The organism is Microbispora catharanthi, assembly GCF_006334915.2.
GTDB lineage: Bacteria > Actinomycetota > Actinomycetes > Streptosporangiales > Streptosporangiaceae > Microbispora > Microbispora catharanthi.
This window is the reverse complement of record NZ_VDMA02000010.1, coordinates 246,978-270,311: the sequence shown is the minus strand read 5'-3', so window position 1 is coordinate 270,311 and position 23,334 is coordinate 246,978. Positions and strand designations below refer to the sequence as shown.

Sequence of the window (23,334 nt, the reverse complement as noted above, 5' to 3'; positions counted from 1 at the left end):
GCTGTTGGTATCCTGTCCAACTGCGTGTGGCGCGCCCTCTCACGAGCCCGCGCGCCCCATCCGACCGAGACTTAACACTGAGGCTTTCTTCGTGGCGAACATCAAGTCCCAGATCAAGCGCAACCGACAGAACGAGAAGCGTCGGCTGCGCAACAAGGCCGTCAAGTCGTCCCTGAAGACCGCGGTCCGCAAGTTCCGCGAGGCCGCCGACCAGGGCAACGTGGACGACGCCCTCGTCGCGCTCAAGGCCGCGTCCCGGCAGCTCGACAAGGCCGTCAGCAAGGGCGTCATTCACAAGAACCAGGCCGCCAACCGGAAGTCGGCGATCGCCCAGCGCGCCGCCGCCCTGCAGGCCGCCAAGTAGTTCACACACAGCGCACGCCGCATCTCCCCTCGCGGGGGATGCGGCGTTTTCGCGTGCCCACTGAAGGACGTCAGGCGGGCACGGGCGACTGCCCCGCCTCCTCCGTCGTACGCCGCCGGACCTCGGGCAGGGCGAGCACGGCCAAGTTGACCGCGGCCACCAGCGCCGCGGCCGTGAGCAGCGGAAGCGCGGCGCCCGCCCAAGCGGCGATCGGCGCCGCCGCGGCGAGTCCGAGGGGGCGCGCCGCGTAGGAGATGAGCGCGTCGAACGAGTCCACCCGGCCGAGGGCCTGAGGCTCCACACGCTGCTGCACGACCGTCTCCCACAGCGGCGTCAGCATCCCCACGCCCAGCATCGCGACGACGTACGCGGCGGTGACGACCACGGCCGGCGCGGCAAACGCCGTGGGGAACGCGAAGGCGACGAGCGGGCACGCGTAGACCGCCGCCCCGACCGCCGCCACGGCGAGGGGCCGCCGGATCGGCAGTCTGGGGGCGACGAAGACGCCGAGCACCGCCGCCGCCGTTCCCGCCTGCGCGACGATCACCCAGACCGGCTCCCCGCCCAGGCTGCGTACGGCGATGACCGGGCCGAGGGTCAGCAGGACGCCCGCCCCGAGGTGCCAGACGCCGTGCCCGGCCACGCTGACGAGGAACCAGCGGTGCCGCCGTGCCTCGCGCCACCCTTCCCGCAGGTCGCCGAGGAAGTGATCGCGTTCGGTCGCCGGCCGGGGAGCCGTGACCAGGCCGCCCAGCGTGACCGCGGACCCCGCGAACAGGGCCCCGGTCAGCAGGAAGGACCAGCCCGGGCCGAGCCACAGCGTCATTCCTCCGGCGAGCGCGGGGCCGGCGATCTGAGCGAGGCCGCCGGCCACTCCGATGTGGGCGTTCACCCGCAGCCGGCGCTGTGCCGGCACCACTCCGATGACCAGCGGTGACACCGCCGGGACGCCGAAGGCCACCGCGGCTCCGGTGAGCGCCGCGAGTCCCGCCATGACGGCGATACCGGGGCGCCCAAGGAGGAGCAGCGACCCCAGCGTCACCTGGGCGGCGCAGCGGACCAGGTCGGCCACGAGGATCACCCGCCTCGGCGGGAAGCGGTCCGCGATCACTCCGCCGACCGGGAGCAGCAGGAGCATGGGCAGCATCTCGGCGGCGAGGACGACGCCGAGATCGAGGGCGGAGCCGGTCACTCTGATGACGGCGAGGGTGAGCCCGGTGGGGATGAGGGCGGTGGCGAGCGCCGCGACCGTCCGCCCGGCGACCAGACGTGCAATCATGCGAGGAAAGGTATTTCGCCAGCGAAGCTTTCGTCAACGTATTTTTATCTGGCGTAGGATTGTCCCGTGGACGACTCGGTGGACCGGCACATCGCGCGGTGGCGCGGGAAGGCGCCCTTCGACGAACGCGTGGAGGCGATCGTCACGCGCATGCAGTTCCTGGTGAAGCACCTGGCCCAGGCGAAGGACAGCGCGCTGGCCGCGGTGGGCCTGCAGGATTTCGAGTACGAGACCCTTCACTGGCTCGGCGCCCGGGGAGAAGGCGGCCGCGCCACCCCGTCGGAGCTCGCCGCCGAGTTGAGGGTCTCTCCCGCCGGCATGACGGGCCGCCTGGACACCCTGGAGAAGGCGGGGCTCGTCCGGCGCGTCCGCAGCACGGAGGACCGCCGCCGGGTGGACGTGGAGCTGACGAGCGAGGGCCGCGCGATCTGGCTCAAGGCGATGGACCTGCGCGGCGAGGTCGAGGACGCGATGGTGGGCGTCCTGGGGCCTGACGACCAGGACGTCCTCGCGGCGCTGCTCAAGCGCATGCTGCTTCGTGTGGAGAACCCCGGCCAGGCTTGAGCCGACAGACGGGAAACAGCGAGCCCCGGGACCAGGCGTGTTCGACCGGCCCCGGAGGGGCGCCTCGGCAACCCCGGGCCACGCCTGAGCCGACGGCGGAAACGGCTCAGCGCGTGCTTCGGCTGGCCACGATCGTGTGGACGGCCTTCTCCAGCGCGTACGCCGGGTCGGTGCCGCCGCCCTTGACCTGCTCGTCGGCCGTCGCCACGGCCTGCAGGGCGACGGAGATCCCCTCAGGCCCCCAGCCGGCCAGCTGGCGCTTCACCCGGTCGATCTTCCAAGGCGGCATGCCCACATGGCTCGCGAGCTGGCCGCCGCGCAGGTTGCGGGGCGCCCCGCCCACCTTGGCGAGCGAGCGCAGGCCTCCCGCCAGCGCGCTGACGATCAGCACCGGAGCCACACCCGTGGCGATGGCCCACCGGACCTGTTCCAGCGCCTCACCCAAGCGGCCCTCGATCGCCAGGTCGGCGATGGTGAAGCCGCTGACCTCGGCGCGTCCCCGGTAGTACTTCGCGACCGCCGCCTCGTCGATGTTCTTGCCCTCGGTGTCGAAGGCGAGCTGATTGCAGGCGGCCGCCAGCTCGCGCAGGTCGCTGCCCACGGCGTCGAGCAGCGCCTGGGCGGCGGCGGCCGAGATCGAGCGGCCCTCCCTGCGCACCTCGGCCTTGATGAAGTCGAGCCGCTCTCCCGCCTTGGTCACCTTGGCCACGGTCACGACGTCGGCGCCCGCCTTCTTCACGCCGTCCACCAGCGCCTTTCCCTTGACCCCGCCGGGGTGGGCCAGCACCAGCACCGTGTCGTCGGCCGGATGGGCGGTGTATTTAAGGATCTCGGCGATGACGTCCTTCGAGAGGTCCTGTGCCCCGCGGATCACGATGATCGACCGGTCGCCGAACAACGAGGGGGAAGCGAGCCCGGTGAGCTCCCCCGGCTCCACCTTGCTCCCCTGAAGGTCGTGCAGCTCCGCCCCCGAATCCTCGGCGCGTACCGCCGCCACGATGGAGCCGACGGCGCGATCGGCCAGGAACTCCTCGTCGCCGACGACCAGGGTCACAGGTGCTGGGTTCGCCATGTGACGCAGCATGCCACGCCCACGCTGTCGGGGGCACATCCGCCTTCCGTCTCCGCGACGGATCCCAGCGCGCACAGCCGAGTTCGACCGACGACGCCGACCTCGTCAGGCCGGGACATGCTGCGGGAGGCCGCGTCGGAGGCGGACGACGTGATCCCGCAGCGGGCCGGGTGCCGGCCGGAGGAGGCGGCGGTCGCGCTGACCCAGCGCGGAGTCAGGGCCTCGGTCGTCCGTCTCGCGCCGACCGTGCACAGCTCTTGCGCCGCTGCCGCCGCGCAGACGCCCGCCGTCCGCCTGCCGCTGCCGCCTGCCGTGTTGCGGGGGTACGGGTCTGCCGCTCAAATCGCGGTGAACCCGCCGTCCGCCGCGACCACGGCGCCCGTGATGAAGCTCGAACGCGGCGATGCGAGGAAGCAGAGCACCTCGGCGATCTCCTCCGGCTTGGCCACCCGGCCGAGCGGCTGGGCGCCGGCGAAGGACGCCAGGTACGCGCGGCTGTCGGAGCGGAAGGTGTCGAGGAAGTCGGTCTCGATGACGCCCGCGGCCACGATGTTCGCCCGGATGCCCAAGGGCCCGCCCTCTACGGCGAGGACCTTGGTCAACTGGGCCAGTGCCCCCTTGGACGCGCTATAGGCGGCGCCCTCGGGCAGCGCGATCGTGCAGACGTAGGAGCCCGTGCTCACGATGGCTCCACCACCAAGGTTCCGCATCGCACGGAACGCCTCACGGGCAAAGAAGAAAGAACCCCGGGCGTTGACCGCCATCACGGCGTCCCAGTCCTGCGCCGTCGTCTCTGTGATCGGCTTGTTGATGGTGCGCCCGGCGTTGTTGACCAGGATGTCGAGACCGCCGAAGACATCGACGGCCTCCCGCACCGCGAGGGTGGCGGTCGCCTCATCGGTGACATCGCCGACAAGGGGGTGCACGCCCGGAAACTCGGCGGGCAGTTCCTTCACCCCGGGGCGTTGATCGACGGCGACGATCTGTGCGCCGCGGTGGTGCAGCAGCCGGACGGTCTCCTTGCCCACGCCGCGCGCGGCCCCGGTGACGAGGGCGACCTTTCCAGCGAACTCGGCGGTCTCGACGGACGGATTCGCGGGTGTCATTGTCCATTCCTTGGGTGGTGAGGTCAGACGCCGGTTGCGAGGCGCCTGAATCGCCTCGCGATGACGCGGCGGCAGACTTCTCTGCGCGCCGTCCTGCGAGTCCGCTGCTCAGTAAGCGGTGAGCCCGCCGTCGACCACGAGCTCCGAGCCGGTGACGAACGAGGAGTCGTCGCAGGCGAGAAAGAGGAAAGCCGGTGCGATCTCGTCGGCACGGCCGGCCCGGCGCATCGGGGTGCGCTGGATGTCCGGTTGTTGATCGCCCTGCTCGTCCAGGAGATCCTGGATCATCGGCGTCGCGATGACCCCGGGATGCACGGAGTTGACCCGCACTCCCTGCCGCGCGTACTCGACCGCGGCGGTCTTGCTCAACAGGCGCACCGCGCCCTTGGACGCCTGGTAGGCCGCGGCGGCGCCGCTTCCCACGAGCCCGAGCACCGATGACGTGTTGATCACAGACGCGTTGCCACTCGCGCGCAGGAGCGCCATCGCCGCCTTCATACCGAGCCAGGTGCCTTTCTGGTTCACGTCGATGACGCGGTCCCAGGCGTCCTCCCGCGTGTCCTCGATGCCCGGCCAGTCCACGATGCCGGCGAGGTTCACCAGCACGTTCAGCATGCCGAACCGGTCGCGCACGACGCCGATCACGTCGTCCCACTCCCGCGCGGAGGAGACGTCGAGGCGGGCGGCAACGACCTCCGCGCCACGCGCCTCGATCCGGTGGGCCAGGTCGCGCAGGGGCCCTTCGGCGACATCGGTGATCACCAGCCGGGCGCCTTCGTCGGCGAAGAGTTCGGCGGTCGCCGTGCCGATGCCGCCGGTCGCGCCGGTGATCAGCGCGACCTTGCCGGCGAGTCGTTGCCCTGTCATGGGAAATCCCCCTGTGTCTCGTTGTGCCGATCGCTGGGTCGGGTCTTGTGGCGTTGCGGGCGCCGGTCAGATGCCGGTGAAGCCGCCGGCGACCTCGGTCATGACGGCCTCTCCTCCCGGTACAGCACGAGGTGCTCGTGATAGAGGACCCCATCCCGGATGTCACCCGTCGCGGTGAACCCGGTGTCGTCGACGTAGTCGAGGTGGCTGCCGGTCACCGTGTACCGGCCGGTGTACGAGCTGCGCCGCTCGCCGCGGGCCTCGTCGTAGCGGCCGTCCGGCAGCAACTCCTGGCGGATGTAACCGTCCGCTGTCACCCACATTCCGATCACGTCGACGTTGCCGTCATCAGCGATCTGGGCCATGGCGGGCTCCTTTCCTTTGCTCACTCCACGCGGTCCTGGCTTGCTCCACCGAGTCTGCGCAGGTCAGGAGGCATCAACCAGGACGTGCGCTGCCTGGGTGCGGCGCACCCAGGCAGCACGGCGAAGCTGCCGCATAGCCTGAGCACATGGACAGCAACCATCTGGGGGACTTCCTGCGCGCCCGCCGCGCCGGGCTGCAGCCGGAGGACGTCGGCATGGCGAGCTACGGGGCCCGCAGAGTCGCCGGGCTGCGCCGTGAGGAGGTCGCCGTCCTGGCCGGAGTGAACGCCGACTACTACACGCGCCTGGAACAAGGGCGCGAGCGCAACCCCTCACCCCAGGTGCTCGACGCCCTCAGCCGCGCGCTGCGCCTCGACGCAGATGCCCGAGCGCACCTGTACCTGCTGGCCGGGACAGCGCCGGGCGACCGGCCCTCCGCCCACGTCGCCGACCGGGTCAGCCCGGCGCTGCGCCAGTTGATGGACGGCTACCCCAGCACTCCGGCATTCGTCATGAGCCGAACCCTGGACATCCTCGCCACCAACTCCCTGGCCGACGCCCTCTACGCCCCGTTCGAGCCGGCGGACAACCTGGCCCGCATGACCTTCCTCGACCCTGCGGGCCGAGGCTTCTACACAGACTGGGACCGGGCGGCCCAGGCCACCGTCGCCAATCTGCGCCAGGCAGCAGGCTTCGATCCGGACAACCCGCGGCTACGCGAACTCGTCCGCACCCTCACCGAGCACAGTGTGGACTTCGCCCGCCTCTGGAAGGCTCACACCGTGCGCGGCAAGACCCAGGACGCCAAGCACTTCCTCCACCCCGACGTTGGACCCCTCACGCTCACCTACCAGGCTTTCGACGTACGCGACGCCCCCGGCCAGCAGCTTGTGATCTACCATGCCGAGCCAGGCAGCGCCAGCGCCCAGGCGCTGGATCTCCTCGGCTCCATCCACGCCACCCAGCGCCAGGCCGAACCACGTCCGCACCGTTGATTGGCAGGTCAGGAGCGCTTCCACGGCCAGAGTCCGCCACCCCGGTATTCCTTGCGAACAGGCCGCTGCCGAGCGAAGCGCACGTGCCCGCGCTGGGTGCGGAAGCACCGTTCCGCTCTTGAGCTTCGCGCACGGCTCCACCCGCTCACTTGCCCCGTACGACGACGGCGAGGCCGTTGGGGGTGGCGACGACGGCGATGTCCCCCGACAGGTCGGTACGGTAGGGGCGCATGCCGAGCCAGCGCAGGCGCCGCAGCGTCAGCGGGGCAGGATGCCCGTAGTCGTTGACCGCGCCGACGCTGATGAGGGCGGCCCGCGCGCCCGTGGCGGCGAGGAAGGCCGGCGCCTGCCGGGACGATCCATGATGGGGCACTTTCAGCACGTCGACCCGTGGCAGGCCGCGCCGCAGGAGGGATTCCTGCGCCTCCGTTTCCAGGTCGCCTGCGAGCAGGGCCGCCCCCAGAATCGTCCCCGACGCCGGTCGTCCTCCGGGCCCTGCCGGCGCTGCGGGCGATGCCGGCGTTGCGGCTGCGCCGGGTGCTGCGGGCGGGTCGCCCGCTGCCGTGGGCGGCCCGGACCAGCGAACCAGCAGCACGACGCTGGCGTTGTTGGCCGTCGCCCCCTCGCCGGGTCCCTGCGGCGCCACACCGGCCTCGGGGGCGAGCACGGTGATCTCGCTCGGCCCGAACCGCCACCGCATCCCGGGGACCGCCTGCCATTCCGGAATCCGCGCCGTCCTGAGCTGCGCGGAGACGCGACCGGCCTCTCCCTCCGGCACGCGGCTCGGGCTCACGACCACCGCCCCCACCGCGCGGCGGCGCAACACGCCCGGCAGCCCCCCGACGTGGTCGAGGTGGGGGTGGGTGAGGACCACGAGCGGCACCTGCCGCACTCCGAGAGCGCGCAGGCACCGATCGGCGGGGCCCGGCTGCGGTCCGGCGTCGACCACCACGGCCCGGCCGGGACCGGCCGCCAGCGCCAGGGCGTCCCCCTGGCCGACGTCGCAGACGACCAGCAGCCATCCCGGTGGCGGCCAGGGCGACACCACCGGCATGGCGACGAGTGCGGCGAGCAGTGCCCCCGCAGCGAGCGCCGCCACCAGCCGTCTTCGCGCACGGCCCCGCAGGACGAGCCATCCCGCGACGGCCGCCGCCCCGAACGCGGCGACACCCACCGCGCCCCCCGGCCATTCCGCAGAGGCGAACGGAAGGTCCGCCGCCCACTGCGCCACCGAAATGATCCAGCCCACGGCCCACCCGGCAGGGCGTACCAGCAGCCGGGCCAGGTCCATGCTCACCGGGGCGATCACGGCGGCCCCGAACCCCAGCACCGTCGCGGGCGCCACCGCGGGCTCCGCGAGCAGGTTGGCCGGGATCGCGGCCAGGTCGATGCGCCCGGACATCAGCACCAGCAGGGGCGTTACCGCCGCCTGTGCCGCGGCGGTCACGGCCAGGGCCTCCGCGAGCAGGCGGGGCACCCGGCGCGCCGTCAGACGGTCACGCCACCGGGGCGCGAGGATCAGGATGCCGCCGGTCGCGAACACCGACAGCGCGAAGCCCCACTGCCGGGCCAGCCCGGGATCGAACACGACCAGTCCCAGCACGGTCGCCGACAGGGCGGCCACGCCGTCCCGGCCGCGGCCGGTGCCGAGGGCCACGGCGGCGACGGTTCCCATGACGAGGGCTCGCAGCACGCTCGGCGACGGCCTCGCCACGACCGAGAACGCGATCATCGCGACGACCGCGACGACGGCCCGGAGGGCCAGTGGCAGGCCGGCGAAGCGCCCGAGCACCAGCACGGCGCCCGCCGTGATCGCGAGGTTGGTGCCGGATACGGCGGTGAGGTGGCCGAGCCCCGCCGTCGCCAGGTCGAGCCGGACCTCCTCGTCCAGCCGCGACACGTCGCCGACGACCAGGCCGGGCAGCAGCCCGCGCTGATCGTCCGGCAGCACATCGCTCGCCTCGCGCAGCCCCCCGCGCAGCGCTCCGGCCGCACGCTGCACGGACGAGGGCGCGCCGATCGCCTCGGGCGGCCCCCGGACGAGCATCACGGCCGCGACGGGCTCACCCGGCTCGGCCGGGCGCAACCGCCCGCGCACCCTGACCCGCTGGCTCGGCAGCAGCGGACGCCAGCCGCCCGCGGGACCGAGCAGCACGACGGGCACGTCCACGGCGTACCGCTCCCGAACGGCCGACACCAGCAGCATCCGGGCCCGGACGACCGCCGTCTCGCGCCGGGACACCCCGCCCTGGTGCGGCCGGATGCGCGGATCGTCGGTGATCTCAGCCTCCGCGGTCACCGTGACGTCCCGGCGGGCCAGGTCCGGCACCGGCCCGGTCGTCACCCCGTGGACCGTGAACGCCGTCACCGCGGCCGTAACGGCCACGGACGCGAGCACCGCCAGTGCGATCCTCGCGGCGGCCCCGCCCGTCCGCCGCTGCTGCTCTCCCAAGCGGTGTCGGGGTGCCTCAGCTGCCCATTTCCCGCCCGCGGCGGCGGAGTGCTCTCCTGCCGGAGCCTGGTCGGAGTCCGCCACCTGGTTGCGGCGCCGCGCCGCGGCCCATGTGACGGCGCCCGCGACAGCCGCGGCCAGCGCCACGGCGGCTCCGGCGGCGGCGGGGCAGCCGAGCAGCACGAGTGCCGTGAGCCAGGAGGCCACCGCAGGAGCGGCCAGAGCAGCCGGCCCGGAGACCGCCCCGCCGCGCCCCGGCTCCTCGCGGCCCGATTCGTCACGCCGCGGCTCACCCTGCCCTGGCTCGTCACGGCCTGGCTCGTCACGCCGCGGCTCACCCTGCGTTGGCTCGTCGCGGCCTGGCTCGTCACGCCGCGGCTCATCCTGCGTTGGCTCGTCGCGGCCCTCGGGGAGGTCGTGGGGAAAGCCGGCGGTGGTCACACGGAGACCTTGTCGCGCATCTCGGCGAACTTCCTGTCTCCGATGCCTGGGACGTCCTTCAACTGGTCGACACTCTGGAAGCCTCCGTGCGCGTCCCGGTAGTCGACGATCCGTTGCGCGATCACGCCGCCGATCCCGGGCAGCGCGTCGAGTTGCTCGGCTGTGGCGGTGTTGAGGTTCACCACCCCGGCTCCCTGCGCCCCCGGCGCCATGCCCGATTCAGAGCCGGCAGCGGGGCCCGCGCCGGCCGTCGCCGGGCTTCCGGCGACGATCTGCTCACCGTCCACCAGACGCCGAGCCAGGTTGATCCCACCCGGCTTCGCGCCCTTCCGCAGACCTCCCGCGGCCTCGATCGCGTCGGCGACCCGCGAGCCGGACGCGAGGACGAACACCCCGGGGTTGCGGACCTTGCCCGTCACGTGAACCACGACTCGCGCCGATGAACCGGGGGTCGTGGCCATGGGACCAGCGGCGCCCGGGACGTAGGCCGTCGCGCCCGGCCCGCTATCGGCCGCAGGACCCGACGTCGCGGGCGAGGCCGAACCCGGTGCCCCGGTTGGGCCGGCGGCGGAGCCTGCGACGCGGTCGGCGGCAGGGCCGAGGTCGCGACCCGCGGCGGCCGGGAGCGGCGGGGCGACGGGCTCAGCCACCGGCCTCGACCGCCAGGCCAGGATCCCGGTGACGACCGCCGCGAGCAGCCCGGCGGCCACCAGCACCCGCAGCCCGGACATGCCCGGGTCGAGCCGTGGCAGAGCGCGACCGAGAGCCCCCCGTCCGAGCGTCCGCAGGTCCCGCACGGACGTTCCGGGCCCGTCCGCTCGTCCCTCCCGCCGATCGGCGACCTCTTCGGGCGTGCCGGACATGCCGGAGGTCTCCTCCCGGTAAGGGCCGTCCTCGGTCTCCGCCGGATGCTCCGGCACGTACGTCTCCGTACGGACGAGGTGGGGGGCGCCGAACGACGGCGGCGGCCCAGGCGGGGACGGCGTCGACCGCAGGCGCGCGGACGGGGGAACCGGGTCGAGCGGACGCAGCAGCCCGCGCAGGCGGGACTCGCCGACGACGCCGCGGACGGCCCCGCGAGACTCCTTGCTTCGCACGCCATGGACGGTAGGGACATGCCAGGTCCCCGCTCGCTGCCGAACGTGATTCTGTGGACAACCCGCGAACCCTGGAGAGCCCGCCAGGCGAGGGGCGCGAGGGCACGGCGCGACACTGCGGCACGACGGCACGACGGCACGACGGCACGACGGCACGACGGCACGACGGCACGACGGCACGACGGCACGACGGCACGACGGCACGACGGCACGACGGGACGACGCCTGCGCGGCCCGGCACAGCGGCGCGGCACCGCACGGCGCGGCGGCACGGCCAGGCGGCGCAACACGGTCGCACGGCCGGGCAGCACAACCAGCAGCGCGGCGGGGATGGTGCGGCCTTGCCCGGACGCTCAGTCCACGGCGGCGGGGGCGACGGTGACGCCGAGCATGCCGGGGCCGACGTGAGCGCCGAGGACAGGCCCGACCTCGGCCACCCACATCCGTACGAGCCTGGGCAGCCGTGCCGTCAGGCCCTTGGTGAGCGCCTCGGCCCGCTCGGCCGCCATCAGGTGCTGCACGGCCACGTCGACCGGCCGGTCCCCGGCCGCCTCGACGGCCAGGTCCTCCAAGCGGGCGAGGGCGCGGCTCCCGGTGCGGACCTTCTCCAGAACGCCGATCTCGCCGTCGGCCATGCGCAGCAGCGGTTTGATCGACAGCGCCGATCCCAGGAGGTTGGTCACCCGTCCGATGCGGCCGCCGTGCCGCAGGTAGTCGAGCGTCTCGACGTAGAAGAACGTGCTCGCGGCAGCGGCCCGCCGACGGGCCACGTCGGCCACCTCGGCGGCGGCGGCTCCCGCCCCGGCCGCCCCCGCGGCGGCCAGGACCGCGAAGCCGAGTCCCATGGCGATCGACCCGCTGTCGACGATCTCGACCGGCACGGGGGCCTCACGCGCGGCGAGTCGCGCGGAGTCCGCGGTGCCGGACAGCGCGCCGGACAGGTGGACGGAGACGATCGCGGCGGCGCCGTTCGCGGCGGCCCGCCGGTAGGCGTCGGCGAAGCGCTCGGGGGCCGGGCGCGAGGTGACGATCGGCGAGCGGCCCTTGAGGGCGTGCGCGAGAAGACCGGCGTCGAACGGGGTCACGTCGTCGATCTCGCGATCGCCCAGGATCACCTGAACCGGTACGACGGTGATGTTCCATCTGCCGGTCGCCTCGGCGCCCAGGTACGCCGTGGAATCGGTGACGACAGCGACAGGTGGTGACATATCGCGAGATTACCCAAGGGTGATCGCCCGGCAACCTCTTCGTGAACGTTCAGGCCACACCGGTCACTGGACCGGTACGCCGCCCCGCCAGACGCGACGCGGCTTGAGGCCGAACGACCAGGCGAACGCGCCCTCGTGGTCGGCGTCCCACTGGACGATGTCGGCGAGGCGGCCGGGAGCGAGGATGCCGCGGTCGGGAGCGCCGAGGACCTGGGCGCCGCCCAGCGTGGCGGCCCGCAAGGCGTCTCCGACGCTCATCCCGAACGCCGCCACGGCGAGGCTGATGACCAGGGACATCGAGGTGATGCCGCAGTGGCCGGGGTTGTGGTCGCTGCCGAGCGCCACCGGCACGCCCTGGGCCAGCATCCGGCGCACCGGCGGGAGGTGGCCCACCTGCAGGGCCGCGCCCGGGCAGACGACGGCGGGCACGCCGTATCTCGCCATCATGGCGACGTCCTCGTCCGAGGCGTGGTGGAGCAGGTCGGCGGAGGCGCAGCCCATCTCGGCCGCGAGCTGGACGGCGCCGCGCCGGTTGTAGGCGCCCGCGTGGATGCGCGGCAGCAGCCCGACGTTGCGGCCGGAGGCCAGCACCCAGCGGGCCTCCTCGGCGGTGAAGTGACCGTCGTCGCAGTAGACGTCCACGCTGTCGGCCCCGGCGCCGGCGGCGTCCGCGCACCAGGAGGCCACGGCCTCGACGTAGTCGCGCTGGCGGCCGAAGTATTCCGGCGGCACCACGTGGGCGGCCATGAACGTGACGTGGACCCGCGGCATCATCGGCTCTTTCTCGAGCTCGCGCAGCAGCCGCACGTCGGCCAGCTCGCCGTCGCGGGTCAGGTGGTAGCCGGTCTTGGCCTCGACGGTCGTGGTGCCGCCGAGCAACCACTCGCGCAGCCGCTCGCGGACCCCGTTGCACAGCGTCCAGGGGTCGGTGCCCCGCGTGACGGTGACGGTCGAGCCGATGCCGCCGCCCGCCGCCGCGATGGCCGAGGCGCTGGACCCGCCGGAACGCATCGCCATCTCGGCGTAGCGGTTGCCCGCGTAGACGGGGTGGGTGTGCGCGTCGATGAGGCCGGGCGTGACGAGCGCACCGCCGAGGTTCTCCACGTGGTCGACGTCGACGATGTCGTCCACGACGCCGGGAACGCTCTGCGGGAGATCGGCGGCGCGGCCGACCCACGCGATCCGGTCGTTGTGCACCAGGATCGCCGCGTTGCTGCACACATCGTGCCCGGTCCAGAGCCGGCCGATGTTCGTGAGAAGGCGAACGGTCATCCGATCACCTGCCAAACACCCCGGGACGGCGAACGGCCCCCGCCTGCGGGCGCCTGGCCCGCCGGGTCCGCTTCGCGTCCGGACGTCATTGGGGGGTCTCCTGCCTCATCGCGCACCGATGTTGTGCGATGACCCTACCGCCGGGGTCTCGAACCCGGGCGATTCAGTTCAGTTACGGTATTTCACAGGTGGGCTTGATGTACAGGGTTAGCGACAGAAACGTACGCCGGTCTCATGCGCATCGCCGCGCATCAGTCGTCTCACACGCTGCGGCGAGATCAGGATCGACGAGACCGATCCGATATCCGCGAACGCCTTGGAAAGGGTGACCGCACTGCCTGGTGTCATGTTGTTACCCACGCCATAAGGTCCCATTAGGCTTTCCTTATCGTAGCAAGGGCAACCGCTGGCGGGCCACCGACACGCCGGAGGTGGCCCGCCTGTGAGAGGCGTCAGACGGTCTCGACGGGCTTGGCCACCCGGTCCAGCTCCGCGTACAGGTCGGCGAAGACCCGGGCGTGCAGGATCGTGCCGTCGCCGGTGTGCTCCAGCGACAGGACCTCGCCCTCGCTGTGCGCCCGCGCGATCAGGTCGCCCCTGTCGTACGGCACCAGCAGCCTGACCTCGTGGTCGAGGCGGGGCAGCTCCCGCTCGATCACGGACATCAGCTCGCCCATCCCGGCCCCGGTGCGGGCGGAGACGACCACGCTGTGCCGCTCCTTCATCGTCAGCCGGGTCAGCACGACGGGATCGGCGGCGTCGGCCTTGTTGACGACCACGATCTCCGGGATGTCCCGCGCGCCCTCGATCTCGGCCAGCACCTCGCGGACGGCCGCGATCTGCGACTCGGGATCGGGATGCGACCCGTCCACCACGTGGAGGATCAGGTCGGCGTCCGCCACCTCCTCCAGCGTCGAGCGGAACGCCTCGACGAGCTGGTGGGGCAGGTGCCGGACGAAACCGACCGTGTCGGCCAGCGTGAACAGGCGGCCCTCGGGCGTGCGGGCCTTGCGCACGGTGGGGTCGAGGGTCGCGAACAGCGCGTCCTCGACCAGCACGCCCGCACCGGTGAGCCGGTTGAGCAGCGACGACTTGCCGGCGTTGGTGTATCCGGCGATCGCCACGGCCGGCACCTCGCGGGCCTGCCGACGGTGCCGCATGGTCTGCCGTGCGGTCGACATCTCCTTGATCTGCCGCCGCAGCTTGGCCATCCGCTCGCGGATCCGCCGCCGGTCCAGCTCGATCTTGGTCTCACCGGGGCCGCGGCCGCCGATGCCGACGCCGCCGGCGGCGCGACCGCCGACCTGGCGGGACAGATTGCCACCCCAGCCTCGCAGGCGCGGCAGCAGGTATTGCAGCTGAGCCAGTTCGACCTGGGCCTTGCCCTCGCGGCTCTTGGCGTGCTGGGCGAAGATGTCGAGGATCAGCGCGGTCCGGTCGATGACCTTGACCTTCACGATCTCCTCGAGCTGGCGGAGCTGACCGGGGGTCAGCTCGCCGTCGCAGATCACGGTGTCGGCGCCGCCGGCGGCCACGATGTCCCGCAGCTCGATCGCCTTGCCCGATCCGATGTAGGTGGCGGGGTCGGGCCGGTCGCGACGCTGGATCAGACCCTCCAGCACCTGCGATCCGGCGGTCTCGGCCAGCAGCTTCAGCTCCTGCAGCGAGTTCTCCGCCTCCAGGGCCGTGCCGCCCGCCCAGACGCCGACCAGGACGACGCGCTCCAGCCGGAGCTGCCGGTACTCGACTTCGGTGATGTCTTCGAGCTCTGTCGACAGACCCGCTACGCGGCGGAGCGCCTGGCGCTCTTCCAGTTCGTAATCGCCTACGGCGAGGTCTTCGGGCTCGTTTCGCATATATGTCATCTCTACTAGACAGAACAGTCGGACACCCCGATGCCTTCCCGGACCCCGGGTGCCTTCCGTCGATGGTGACACGACCCCCGGGACGTACGCACTCCCTTATACGCGCAGTTCGGCCAGGAGTCGCGCGCTCCGCCCCGCCCAGTAGTCCAGCCCCAGGCGGGTGTGGATCTCGTGGGCCCGGCGCGCGTGGTCCAGGGCCCGCTCCCGGTCGCCCATGGCCACCGACAGCATCGCCAGCGCCTGGTGGACGGAGCCCCAGCCGACCGTGCCGCTGCCGTGCAGGGCCAGCCGGTCGGCGTACGGCGCCAGCCTGGCGTACAGGCCCGAGGGATCGGGGACGCCGAGCCGGGCCGCGACGTAAGACCAGACGACGGCGACGAACTCCCCCGACCAGTCGTCGGGGACGGTCGTGCCCCATCGGGCGATCAGGTTCCCGGCCAGCTCGCGATCGCCCACGTCGAGCGCCGCGAGCACGGCTATGGGACGCAGCGGGTCGTTGTGCGGCTGCGACGCCGCCGCGATGACCTCCTCGAGGATTTCGGCGACCCTGCCCTGTCCCCGGCGGCAGGCGTAGAGCATGGTCGGCCGCACGACGCCCAGGCCCCACATGCTGCTGTCGCCGAAGACCTCGCCGAGCTCGCCGGCGAGGCGCTCGACCTCGTCCCAGCGGCCGTCCAGGGTCAGCCGCGCGGCCTCGGCGATGCGCACCATCGCCGTCAGCTCAGATCTCCTGACCTCCTGCAGCAGATGCTCGGCGCGGGCCAGGTCCCGCTCCCACTTGGTCAGCTCCCCCGCCCTGAACAGGCAGGCCATCCGGTGCACCCGGGCCACGATCTCAGCCGCGGCGGGAAGATCCGGCACCGCGAGCATCTCCTCGGCGGCACGGCGCCGCTCGTTCTCCCGCTCCGGCACCCAGGACGCGATCACGTAGTTGTTGAGCACCTGGAGGAGCAGGGCCGGGTCGCCGATCCCGCGGGCGATCTCCACAGCCTCCGCCACCATCGCCTCGCCTTCGGCCCGGCGAGGCCCGTAGTTGAGCTCGATACCGAGAGTGCCGAGCAGCGCCGCCCGGTGGGCGTCGTCCAGGGGGCCCGCCAGCAGGTTCTCGATGAGGGCGACCGTGTGGTCGTCGACCACTCCGTACGACCGCCAGTTCCAGACGCTGAGGGTGCCGAACACCGCCACGGCCTCCACCAGGGCCTCCCGGTCGGCCGTGTCCTCCGCCAGCTCGATGGCCTCCTCGAGTGCCGCCCGAGCCCGCACGGCGTCCCCGACCACGCGCAGCGACCGGCCCAGCTCGATCAGCAGGCGGCACCGCCTGGCCGGGTCGCGCGTGCCGAGGGCGAGCAGCGCCTTGTCCCACAGCTCGACCGCCTCGTCGTACGCGCGCTGCGCGGTCGCCTGCCTGGCCGCCCTGGCGGCGTAGCCGACGGCCTTGTCCGCTCCCCCGACCCGCGCCGCCATGGCGAAGTGGTGGGCGAGGACGGGCAGGCGCGCCGCCTTGTCGCCGCCGGGCGGCGCCGTCGGCAGGGACTCCAGGGCCTCCGCCACGCCCAGGTGGAGCCTGGCCTTCTCCAGGCGGCTGAGCCCGGCGTAGAGCGCGTCACGCACCAGGGCGTGCGAGAAGCGGTAGTCGAAGCCTCCCGGCGCCTCGGCGAGGAGGCCGACGGCGACGGCGGGCTCCAGCAACGACATCACCTCCTCCGCTGGGGTTTCCGTGAGCGCCTCCAGCACGTCGAGGCTGACGTCGCGGCCCAGGACGGCGGCGCGGCGCAGCAGTTCCCTGGTGGGGTCGGGCAGCCGCGCGGCCCTCCGCTCGATGACCTCCATGACGCCTTGGGGCACGCCCAGCGACGCGGCGTCGAGCCGGTGCTCGCTGCCGAGCAGCCGCAGCAGCTCGCCGAGGTAGAAGGGGTTGCCGCCGGTGCGGCGGTAGAGCACCTCGGCGAGCGCGGGGTCGGTCAGGTCGTGCCGCCGCAGGAACGCGCCGACCTCCTCCTTGGTGAACGGCGCGAGGGTGAGCCGCTCGGTGCCGGGCTCGCGGGTGAGGGCGGCGAGGGTGTCGCGCAGCCGCTCGGGCTCCCTGCCCGGCTCCGGCCGTACGGTGGCCAGCACCAGCACGGGCCTGCGGGGCAGCTCGGCAGCGAGGAAGGCGAGCAGCCGCAGCGAGGCGGCGTCCGCCGCGTGGAGGTCGTCCAGCACCACCAGCGTCGGCGTGCCGGATCGGGCGAGCGCGGCCAGCACGCCCTCGTACAGCTCGAAGAGCGCGGCCTCGGGATCGGCGGCGGCGTCGCCCTCGCCCGCGAGAAGCCGCGCGGCGGCCCGGCCCCGCTCCCCCAGCTCGCGCAGCGCCTGCAGCCAGGGCCAGAACGGCGGGGCCGCCTCGGCCTCCACGCAGCGGCCCCAGACGACCGTGACGCCACGGGCCTCGGCCTCCTCAGCGGCGAGCTGGGCCAGCCTGGTCTTGCCGATTCCCGGCTCGCCGGTCACCAGCAGCACGCCGCCGCGGCCCCGCCGTACGGCGCCGAGCCGTTCGGTGAGGCGGGCGAGTTCGCGCTCGCGTGCGACGAGGGCCGCGGCCGACGGCGGCTCGGCCGCCGAGAGGGATCTCTCCTCCGGGGCGGCCGGCCGCGCGACGGCGGGCTCTTCCAGGGGCGCGGGCGCGTCCAGAGCCGGCGACTGCTCCAGCACGGCCTGCTCCAGCCGCCGCAGCTCGGGGCCGGGCTGCAGGCCCATCTCCCCGGCGAGCAGGGCCCGCACCCGGCGCAGCGCGCCGAGCGCGTCGGTCTGCCTGCCCGACCGGTAGAGGGCGAGGACGAGCAGGCTCCACAGCCGCTCGCGGTAGGGGTACGCCTCGACCAGCCGCTCCAGGTCGGCCACGCACGAGGGCCCGTCGCCCATGGCGAGCCTGGCCTCGAACCGGTCCTCGACCGCCACCGCCCGCAGCTCGGACAGGCGCGCGATGACGGGCTGGGCGAAATCGTAGGCCGCGAACTCGGCGAGCGGCTCGCCCCGCCACGTCTCCAGCGCCCGGTCGATCAGCCCGAGCACCGCGGCGTACTCGCGCCGGGCGAGCGCCCTGCGGCCGTCCTCCACCCAGGAGACGAAGCGCACGAGGTCGACCTGGCCGGGCGCGACGGACAGCAGGTAGCCGGGCTCGCGGGTGAGCAGCACGGCCGGGGGCGTGCGCGGGCGCCGTCCAGGCTCCAGCACCTTGCGCAGGTTCGAGACGTACGACTGCAGCGTCGCGGTGGCACTGGAGGGCGGCTCGTCCGCCCACAGCTCGTCGATCAGCCGGTCGAGGGAGACGATCCTGCCGGGCTCCAGGGCGAGGACGGCGAGCACCGCCCGCTGCTTGCGCGGACCGAGGTCGATGACGTGGCCGTCGTCGCCGGTGACCTCGAAGGGGCCGAGCAGCCGGAAGGACAGCGAGTTCATGACCGAAAAACCCCTCTGATAGCTGCGGCAAGCGTAGAGCCGGGACGACCCCCACCGGAACGGTCCACTTGGGGGTGACTTGGACGGTTTCCAAGTCACGCCCATGCAGGCTCCGATCCCCGTGTTCCACGGTGGTCCCGCACGAGGAACCCACGATGGGGAGGAGAAGAGATGGACCAGGTGAAGGCGCTCGGCGCCGATCTCCGCCGGGTGGTGCGCGGCCGGGTGCTGGTGCGGGGCGACGAGGGCTTCGACGAGAGCCGACGCCCCTGGGACATGGCCGTCGACCAGCGGGTCGCGGCGGTCGTCGAGGCGCGGGACGCGCACGACGTCGCGGCCGTGGTCGGCTACGCGGGCCTCGCCGGGCTGCGCGTCGCCACCCAGCCGAACGGGCACGCCCCGGCCGCCTTCGACGACGCGATCCTGCTGCGCACCACGGCGTTGCGCGGCCTGACCGTACGGCCGGCTGAGCGGGTGGCCCGGGTGGAGGCCGGCGTCTCGTGGGGCGAGGTGCTCACGGCGGCGGGCGAGCACGGGCTGACGCCGCTGGCGGGCAGCACGGGGGTCGTCAGCGCCACCGGGTTCACCCTGGGCGGGGGCCTGAGCTGGTTCGGGCGCAGGTACGGCTTCGCCGCCGACAGCGTGCGCGCGTTCGAGGTCGTGGACGCCGCAGGCGAGCACGCGACCGTCACGGCCGGCAGCGATCCCGAGCTGTTCTGGGCGCTGCGCGGCGGCGGGGGCGACTTCGCGGTGGTGACCGCGATGGAGATCGACCTGCACCCGGCTCCGGTGCTGTACGGCGGGCGGATCCTGTGGCCGGCCAGGCGGGCCGCGGAGGTGCTGGCCGCCTTCCGCGCCACCACGGCCGAGGCGCCCGAGGAGCTGACGGTCTGGTTCCACCTGCTGCAGTTCCCGCCGCTGCCCGAGCTGCCCGAGCCGCTGCGCGGCCTGTCGGCCGTGACGATCGACATCACCTACCTCGGCGACCCGGACGAGGCGCGGGCCCTGCTGCACCGGTTCGACCGGATTCCCGAGCCCGTCTTCGACACCCGATGCCCGATGCCCGTGGCGAACCTCGCGGACATCTGCGCGGAGCCGACCGACCCCACGCCCGCGATGCTGCGCTCCGAGCTGCTCACCGGACTCGGCGACGCCGAGGCGGCGGCGCTGCTGGCCGCCGCCGGGCCCGGCACCATCGCGCCGCTCGCCTACGTGCAGATCCGCCACCTCGGCGGGGCGCTGGCCCGGGTGGACGAGAAGGGCGGGGCCTGCGGCCACATCGCGGAGCCCTACCTGCTGAGCACGCTCGGCGTCCTCGCGGCGCCCGGCATGGCGGAGGCGATCCGGCGCCGCCAGTCGGCCGTCGCCGACGCGGTGGCGGGGGTCGCGAGCGGCCGCACGCCCTTCACCTTCCTCGGCCACGGGGAGCCGGCGGCGTCCGCCTTCCCGGCCGAGATCCTGGCCCGCCTGCGCCAGGTCAAGCGCCGCCGCGACCCGCACGACGTGATCCTCGGCAACCACCCCGTCCTCGGGTGACTGCGGCTCATCCGTCCAGTTCGGCGAGGAGCCGGCTGCTCTCCCCCGCCCAGTGGTCCAGCCCCAGGCGCAGGTGCGTCTCGTGGGCCCCGCGGGCGTGGCGCAGGGCGAGGCCGCGCTCGCCCGTGGCGTCCGCCAGCTCGGCCAGGACCAGATGGGTGGAGCCCCAGCCGGCGCCGCCCATGCCGCTGACCACGAGCCGTTCCCCGTACGGCGCGAGCCTCCGGTAGAGGGCGGCGGGGTCGGGCACGCCGAGCCGGGCGGCCACGTGGCCCCACACGACGAGGATGAACTCGGTGGTCCAGTCGTCGCGGATCTCTCCGCTCCAGCGCTCGGCCAGCCGCCGGGCGAGCGCGGTGTCGCCCGCGTCGAGGGCGGCCAGCGCGGCGACCGGGCGCAGCGGCACCATGTCGGAGTCGTGCGCCCGGGACACGAGCCGGTCGGCGATCTCGTCCACCCGGCCCTGCCCGCGGCGGCAGGTGTAGAGGGTGATCAGGCCGGGGTAGTCGAGGCCCCACATGCTGAACCCCGCGATCAGCGCGGTGAACTCCTCGGCGAGGCGTTCGGCCTCCGCCCAGTCGCCGCGCATCGTCCGGCCGGCGGCCTCGGCGATCCGCGACATCCCCGTCAACTCGGGACGCCTGATCTCGTCCACCAGCCGCGCGCAGCGCGCCAGGTCGCGGTCCCACTCCGCGAGCTCGCCCGCCCTCAGCAGGTGCGCCATGCGGAAGACGCGGGCGACGGCCTCCGCCGGCGCGTCCAGGGGAAGGGCGAGCATCTCCTCGACCGCCCGGCGGCGCTCGTCCTCCCGCTCGCAGACCCAGGCCGCCACCGCGTAGTTGTTGAGCGAGCGGGCCAGCAGGCGGGGGTCGCCGGTGCGGCGGGCCAGCCGCACTCCCTCGGCCGCGAGCCGCTCCCCCTCGGCCCTGCGCGGCGAGTAGTACAGCTCCAGGCCCAGGGTGCCCAGCAGGGTGGCCCGCTCCGCGTCGCCGAGCGGCTCCTTCAGCAGGCCCTCCAGCAGGGCGACCGACTCGTCGTCCACGACGCCGTAGTGGGGCCAGTTCCACACGGACATGCCGCCGAACACGGTGGCGGCCTCGATCAGCGTCGCGCGTTCGCCGATCCCGGCGGAGAGGCCGATCGCCTCCTGCAGGGCCGACCTCGCCCCGGCGACGTCGCCGACGGCGCGCAGCGCCTCGCCGCGGCGAACCAGCAGCGCGCACCGCCGGGCGGGGTCCGCCGGGCCGAGGGCGGCGAGTGCCCTGCCCCACCACTCCACCGCCTCGTCGTACGCGCAGCCGGCGGCGGCCTGCCGGGCGGCCAGGACGGCGTACTCCACGGCCTTGGCTGCGCCGCCCGCCCGGGCGGCCGCCACGAAGTGGTGGGCGAGCACGGACGTCTCGATCCCCGGAAGCGTCTCCAGCGCCTCCCCTGTGCGCAGGTGCAGCCGCGCCGCGCGCACCCGGCCGAGACCGGCGTAGAGGGCGTCGCGGACGAGGGCGTGCGAGAACCGGTAGTCGAAGCCGGGCGCCTCGACGAGCAGCCCCGTCGCCACGGCCGGTTCGAGCCGCAGCATCGCCTCCTCCGCGCCCACGCCGCAGGCCGCCTCCAGCGCGTCGAGGCTCACCTCGCGGCCGAGTACGGCGGCCGCCTCCAGCAGCGCGCGGGTCTCCTCCGGCAGCCGCGCGACGCGGCGCCCGATGACCTCGCGCACCCCGTCGGGCACGCCGACCGAGGCGGCGTCGAGCCGGCGCTCGCTGCCCAGCAGCCGGATCAGCTCGCCCATATAGAAGGGATTGCCCCCGGTGCGCTCGTGCAGCAGCGCGGCGAGCCGCGTGTCCGGCAGGTCGCGCCCGGCCAGGTAGGCGGCCACCTCCTCCCGGGTGAACGGCGGCAGCGTGAGGCGCTCCGCGCCGCGTTCGCGGGCGAGCGCGGCTAGCGTGTCGCGCAGTTGCTCGGGGTCGCCGCCCGGCTCAGGGCGAATCGTCGCCAGCACCAGAACCGGCGACCGGTGCAGCTCCCCGGCCGCGAACGCGAGCAGGCGCAGGGACGACGCGTCTGCCCAGTGCAGGTCGTCGAGGACGACGAGCGACGGCCCCGCCGCCCGAAGGGCTGCGGTCACCCGCTCGTGCAGCTCGAACAGCGCGGCGCCCGGGTCGCCGCCCGGTGCCCGTCCCTGCGAGCCCCCGGACAGGGCGGCCAGCGCGTCCGCCGCGTCGGGGCCGAGGTCGCGCAGCACCCGCAGCCAGGGCCAGAAGGCGGGGGCGCCGGTGTCCTCGGCGCAGCGACCCCAGGCGACCGCCATCCCCAGGGCGGCCGCCTCGTCGGCCGCAGCCTCCGCGAGGCGGGTCTTGCCGATGCCCGCCTCCCCGGCGACCAGCAGCACGCCGCCCCGGCCTCGGCGGGCCTCGGCCAGGCGGGCGGCCACGCGTCCGAGCTGCTCGCGCCGGGCGACGAGCCCGTCGTGGACGACCGGTCGCGGCGCGGTCCCGGGCGGGACGGCCGTCACCGGCGCGGCGGCGGGGGCGAGCGGGACCGGCCCGGGGCCGCCGAGGTCCGGCGACTGGTCGAAGACGGCCTGCTCGAGCCGCCGCAGCTCGGGGCCGGGCTCCAGGCCCAGTTCCCCGGCGAGCAGCGCCCTGACCCTGCGCAGCGCGGCGAGGGCGTCGGCCTGCCGTCCCGACCGGTAGAGGGCGAGCACGAGCAGGCTCCACAGCCGCTCCCGGTAGGGATGGTCCTCCACCAGGCGTTCGAGGTCGGGCACGCACGATCCCGCGTCGCCGAGCGCCAGCCGGGCCTCGAACCAGTTCTCGGTGGCCGTGGCGCGCAGCTCGGTCAGCCGTGCGACGACCGGCTGGGCGAACTCGTACGCGGTGAACTCGGCGAGCGGCTCGCCCCGCCACGTCTCCAGCGCGCCGCGCAGCGACTCGGCCGCGGCGGCGTGCTCGCCCCGGGCGAGCGCGCGCCCGCCGTCCTCGGCCAGCGCGGTGAAGCGGACCAGGTCCACCTGGCCGGGCGCCACCGCCAGCAGGTAGCCGGGCTCGCGGGTGACCAGCACCTTCGGCGGCGTGCGCGGCGGCCGGCCGGGTTCGAGCGCCCGGCGGAGCTGGAAGACGTACGCCTGCAGGGTCCCGGTCGCGCTCGACGGCGCCTCGCCCGACCACAGCTCGTCGATGAGACGGTCGAGGGAGACCACGCGGCCCGGCTCCAGCGCGAGCACGGCCAGCACGGCCCGCTGCTTGGGCGTGCCGAGGTCGACGGCCCGGCCGTCGGCGTCGGTGACCTCGATCGGCCCGAACAGGCGAAAGTCCATCGCTCCCCATCACGAGACATGTACCGGAAATCGGATTCCTACCGTAGAACCAGACGATTCCGAGCCGATTCCTAATCATCGGCAAACGGGATGTAGCAGG

General features: G+C 73.8%; 16 protein-coding genes. 4 read left to right on the top strand and 12 right to left on the bottom strand.

The genetic code is table 11. The features are described from left to right. Nucleotides 1-91: 91 nt before the first annotated feature. Nucleotides 92-364, top strand: a complete 273-nt coding sequence (gene rpsT, locus FH610_RS20845; RefSeq protein ID WP_139576195.1) for a 30S ribosomal protein S20 — start codon at nt 92-94, stop codon at nt 362-364. A gap of 70 nt (nt 365-434) precedes the next feature. Here the strand turns inward: rpsT and FH610_RS20840 are convergent, their stop codons facing one another. Then, a complete protein-coding gene (locus FH610_RS20840) occupies nt 435-1,643 on the bottom strand; it encodes an MFS transporter (RefSeq protein ID WP_139576194.1) in 1,209 nt (402 codons plus the stop codon). 66 nt (nt 1,644-1,709) lie between these two features. Here FH610_RS20840 and FH610_RS20835 point away from each other — a divergent pair, with 66 nt between their 5' ends. Further along, nucleotides 1,710-2,207: a MarR family winged helix-turn-helix transcriptional regulator gene (locus FH610_RS20835; protein ID WP_205825923.1), complete on the top strand. Its 498-nt coding sequence runs from the start codon at nt 1,710-1,712 to the stop codon at nt 2,205-2,207. Nucleotides 2,208-2,313: 106 nt separating this feature from the next. Here the strand turns inward: FH610_RS20835 and holA are convergent, their stop codons facing one another. From holA to FH610_RS20815, 4 genes are all read right to left on the bottom strand, one after another. After that, a complete protein-coding gene (holA, locus tag FH610_RS20830) occupies nt 2,314-3,279 on the bottom strand; it encodes a DNA polymerase III subunit delta (RefSeq protein WP_205825922.1) in 966 nt (321 codons plus the stop codon). Between the two features lie 338 nt (nt 3,280-3,617). Beyond that, a complete protein-coding gene (locus FH610_RS20825; protein WP_139576192.1) occupies nt 3,618-4,385 on the bottom strand; it encodes an SDR family NAD(P)-dependent oxidoreductase in 768 nt (255 codons plus the stop codon). Between the two features lie 108 nt (nt 4,386-4,493). Beyond that, nucleotides 4,494-5,252: an SDR family NAD(P)-dependent oxidoreductase gene (locus FH610_RS20820; protein ID WP_139576191.1), complete on the bottom strand. Its 759-nt coding sequence runs from the start codon at nt 5,250-5,252 to the stop codon at nt 4,494-4,496. Nucleotides 5,253-5,350: 98 nt separating this feature from the next. Continuing rightward, nucleotides 5,351-5,617 (bottom strand): Atu4866 domain-containing protein, encoded by a 267-nt coding sequence (locus tag FH610_RS20815; protein WP_139576190.1) that lies wholly within the window; start codon nt 5,615-5,617, stop codon nt 5,351-5,353. A gap of 146 nt (nt 5,618-5,763) precedes the next feature. On the opposite strand from FH610_RS20815, the gene FH610_RS20810 reads away from it, so the two are divergent. Further along, nucleotides 5,764-6,612 (top strand): helix-turn-helix domain-containing protein, encoded by an 849-nt coding sequence (locus tag FH610_RS20810; RefSeq protein WP_139576189.1) that lies wholly within the window; start codon nt 5,764-5,766, stop codon nt 6,610-6,612. Nucleotides 6,613-6,757: 145 nt separating this feature from the next. On the opposite strand, the gene FH610_RS20805 is transcribed toward FH610_RS20810, so the two are convergent. The 6 genes from FH610_RS20805 to FH610_RS20780 all read right to left on the bottom strand — a co-directional run bounded on the left by FH610_RS20805 (nt 6,758) and on the right by FH610_RS20780 (nt 18,385). Next, the gene (locus tag FH610_RS20805) at nt 6,758-9,271 is read right to left on the bottom strand and encodes a ComEC/Rec2 family competence protein (protein WP_240809088.1); all 2,514 of its coding nucleotides are present in this window, start codon (nt 9,269-9,271) and stop codon (nt 6,758-6,760) included. 230 nt (nt 9,272-9,501) lie between these two features. Continuing rightward, entirely contained in the window at nt 9,502-10,602 is a 1,101-nt protein-coding gene (locus FH610_RS44550) for a ComEA family DNA-binding protein (RefSeq protein ID WP_240809087.1), read from the bottom strand. 353 nt (nt 10,603-10,955) lie between these two features. Then, on the bottom strand, nt 10,956-11,810 hold the full coding sequence (locus FH610_RS20795; protein ID WP_139576188.1) for a DegV family protein: 855 nt from the start codon (nt 11,808-11,810) through the stop codon (nt 10,956-10,958). Nucleotides 11,811-11,873: 63 nt separating this feature from the next. Beyond that, the gene (gene hutI, locus FH610_RS20790; RefSeq protein WP_139576187.1) at nt 11,874-13,082 is read right to left on the bottom strand and encodes an imidazolonepropionase; all 1,209 of its coding nucleotides are present in this window, start codon (nt 13,080-13,082) and stop codon (nt 11,874-11,876) included. Nucleotides 13,083-13,534: 452 nt separating this feature from the next. Continuing rightward, on the bottom strand, nt 13,535-14,938 hold the full coding sequence (hflX, locus tag FH610_RS20785; RefSeq protein ID WP_240809086.1) for a GTPase HflX: 1,404 nt from the start codon (nt 14,936-14,938) through the stop codon (nt 13,535-13,537). A 105-nt stretch (nt 14,939-15,043) separates the two neighbouring features. After that, nucleotides 15,044-18,385 carry an ATP-binding protein gene (locus tag FH610_RS20780; RefSeq protein WP_161628040.1) on the bottom strand — a complete coding sequence of 1,114 codons (3,342 nt, stop codon included), beginning with the start codon at nt 18,383-18,385 and terminating at the stop codon, nt 15,044-15,046. A gap of 171 nt (nt 18,386-18,556) precedes the next feature. On the opposite strand from FH610_RS20780, the gene FH610_RS20775 reads away from it, so the two are divergent. Next, nucleotides 18,557-19,921 carry an FAD-binding oxidoreductase gene (locus FH610_RS20775; protein WP_139576184.1) on the top strand — a complete coding sequence of 455 codons (1,365 nt, stop codon included), beginning with the start codon at nt 18,557-18,559 and terminating at the stop codon, nt 19,919-19,921. A gap of 7 nt (nt 19,922-19,928) precedes the next feature. Here FH610_RS20775 and FH610_RS20770 read toward each other — a convergent pair whose 3' ends face one another. Further along, nucleotides 19,929-23,234: an ATP-binding protein gene (locus tag FH610_RS20770; RefSeq protein WP_139576183.1), complete on the bottom strand. Its 3,306-nt coding sequence runs from the start codon at nt 23,232-23,234 to the stop codon at nt 19,929-19,931. Nucleotides 23,235-23,334 lie beyond the last annotated feature (100 nt).

Bases quoted from the DNA above. Each gene is read 5' to 3' on its own strand.
- FH610_RS20840 (WP_139576194.1), bottom strand. From the start codon at position 1,643: ATGATTGCACGTCTGGTCGCCGGGCGGACGGTCGCGGCGCTCGCCACC.
- FH610_RS20815 (WP_139576190.1), bottom strand. From the start codon at position 5,617: ATGGCCCAGATCGCTGATGACGGCAACGTCGACGTGATCGGAATGTGG.
- holA (WP_205825922.1), bottom strand. From the start codon at position 3,279: ATGGCGAACCCAGCACCTGTGACCCTGGTCGTCGGCGACGAGGAGTTC.
- FH610_RS20795 (WP_139576188.1), bottom strand. From the start codon at position 11,810: ATGTCACCACCTGTCGCTGTCGTCACCGATTCCACGGCGTACCTGGGC.
- FH610_RS20770 (WP_139576183.1), bottom strand. From the start codon at position 23,234: ATGGACTTTCGCCTGTTCGGGCCGATCGAGGTCACCGACGCCGACGGC.
- FH610_RS20810 (WP_139576189.1), top strand. From the start codon at position 5,764: ATGGACAGCAACCATCTGGGGGACTTCCTGCGCGCCCGCCGCGCCGGG.
- FH610_RS20825 (WP_139576192.1), bottom strand. From the start codon at position 4,385: ATGACACCCGCGAATCCGTCCGTCGAGACCGCCGAGTTCGCTGGAAAG.
- FH610_RS20775 (WP_139576184.1), top strand. From the start codon at position 18,557: ATGGACCAGGTGAAGGCGCTCGGCGCCGATCTCCGCCGGGTGGTGCGC.
- FH610_RS20820 (WP_139576191.1), bottom strand. From the start codon at position 5,252: ATGACAGGGCAACGACTCGCCGGCAAGGTCGCGCTGATCACCGGCGCG.
- FH610_RS20780 (WP_161628040.1), bottom strand. From the start codon at position 18,385: ATGAACTCGCTGTCCTTCCGGCTGCTCGGCCCCTTCGAGGTCACCGGC.
- hflX (WP_240809086.1), bottom strand. From the start codon at position 14,938: ATGCGAAACGAGCCCGAAGACCTCGCCGTAGGCGATTACGAACTGGAA.
- hutI (WP_139576187.1), bottom strand. From the start codon at position 13,082: ATGACCGTTCGCCTTCTCACGAACATCGGCCGGCTCTGGACCGGGCAC.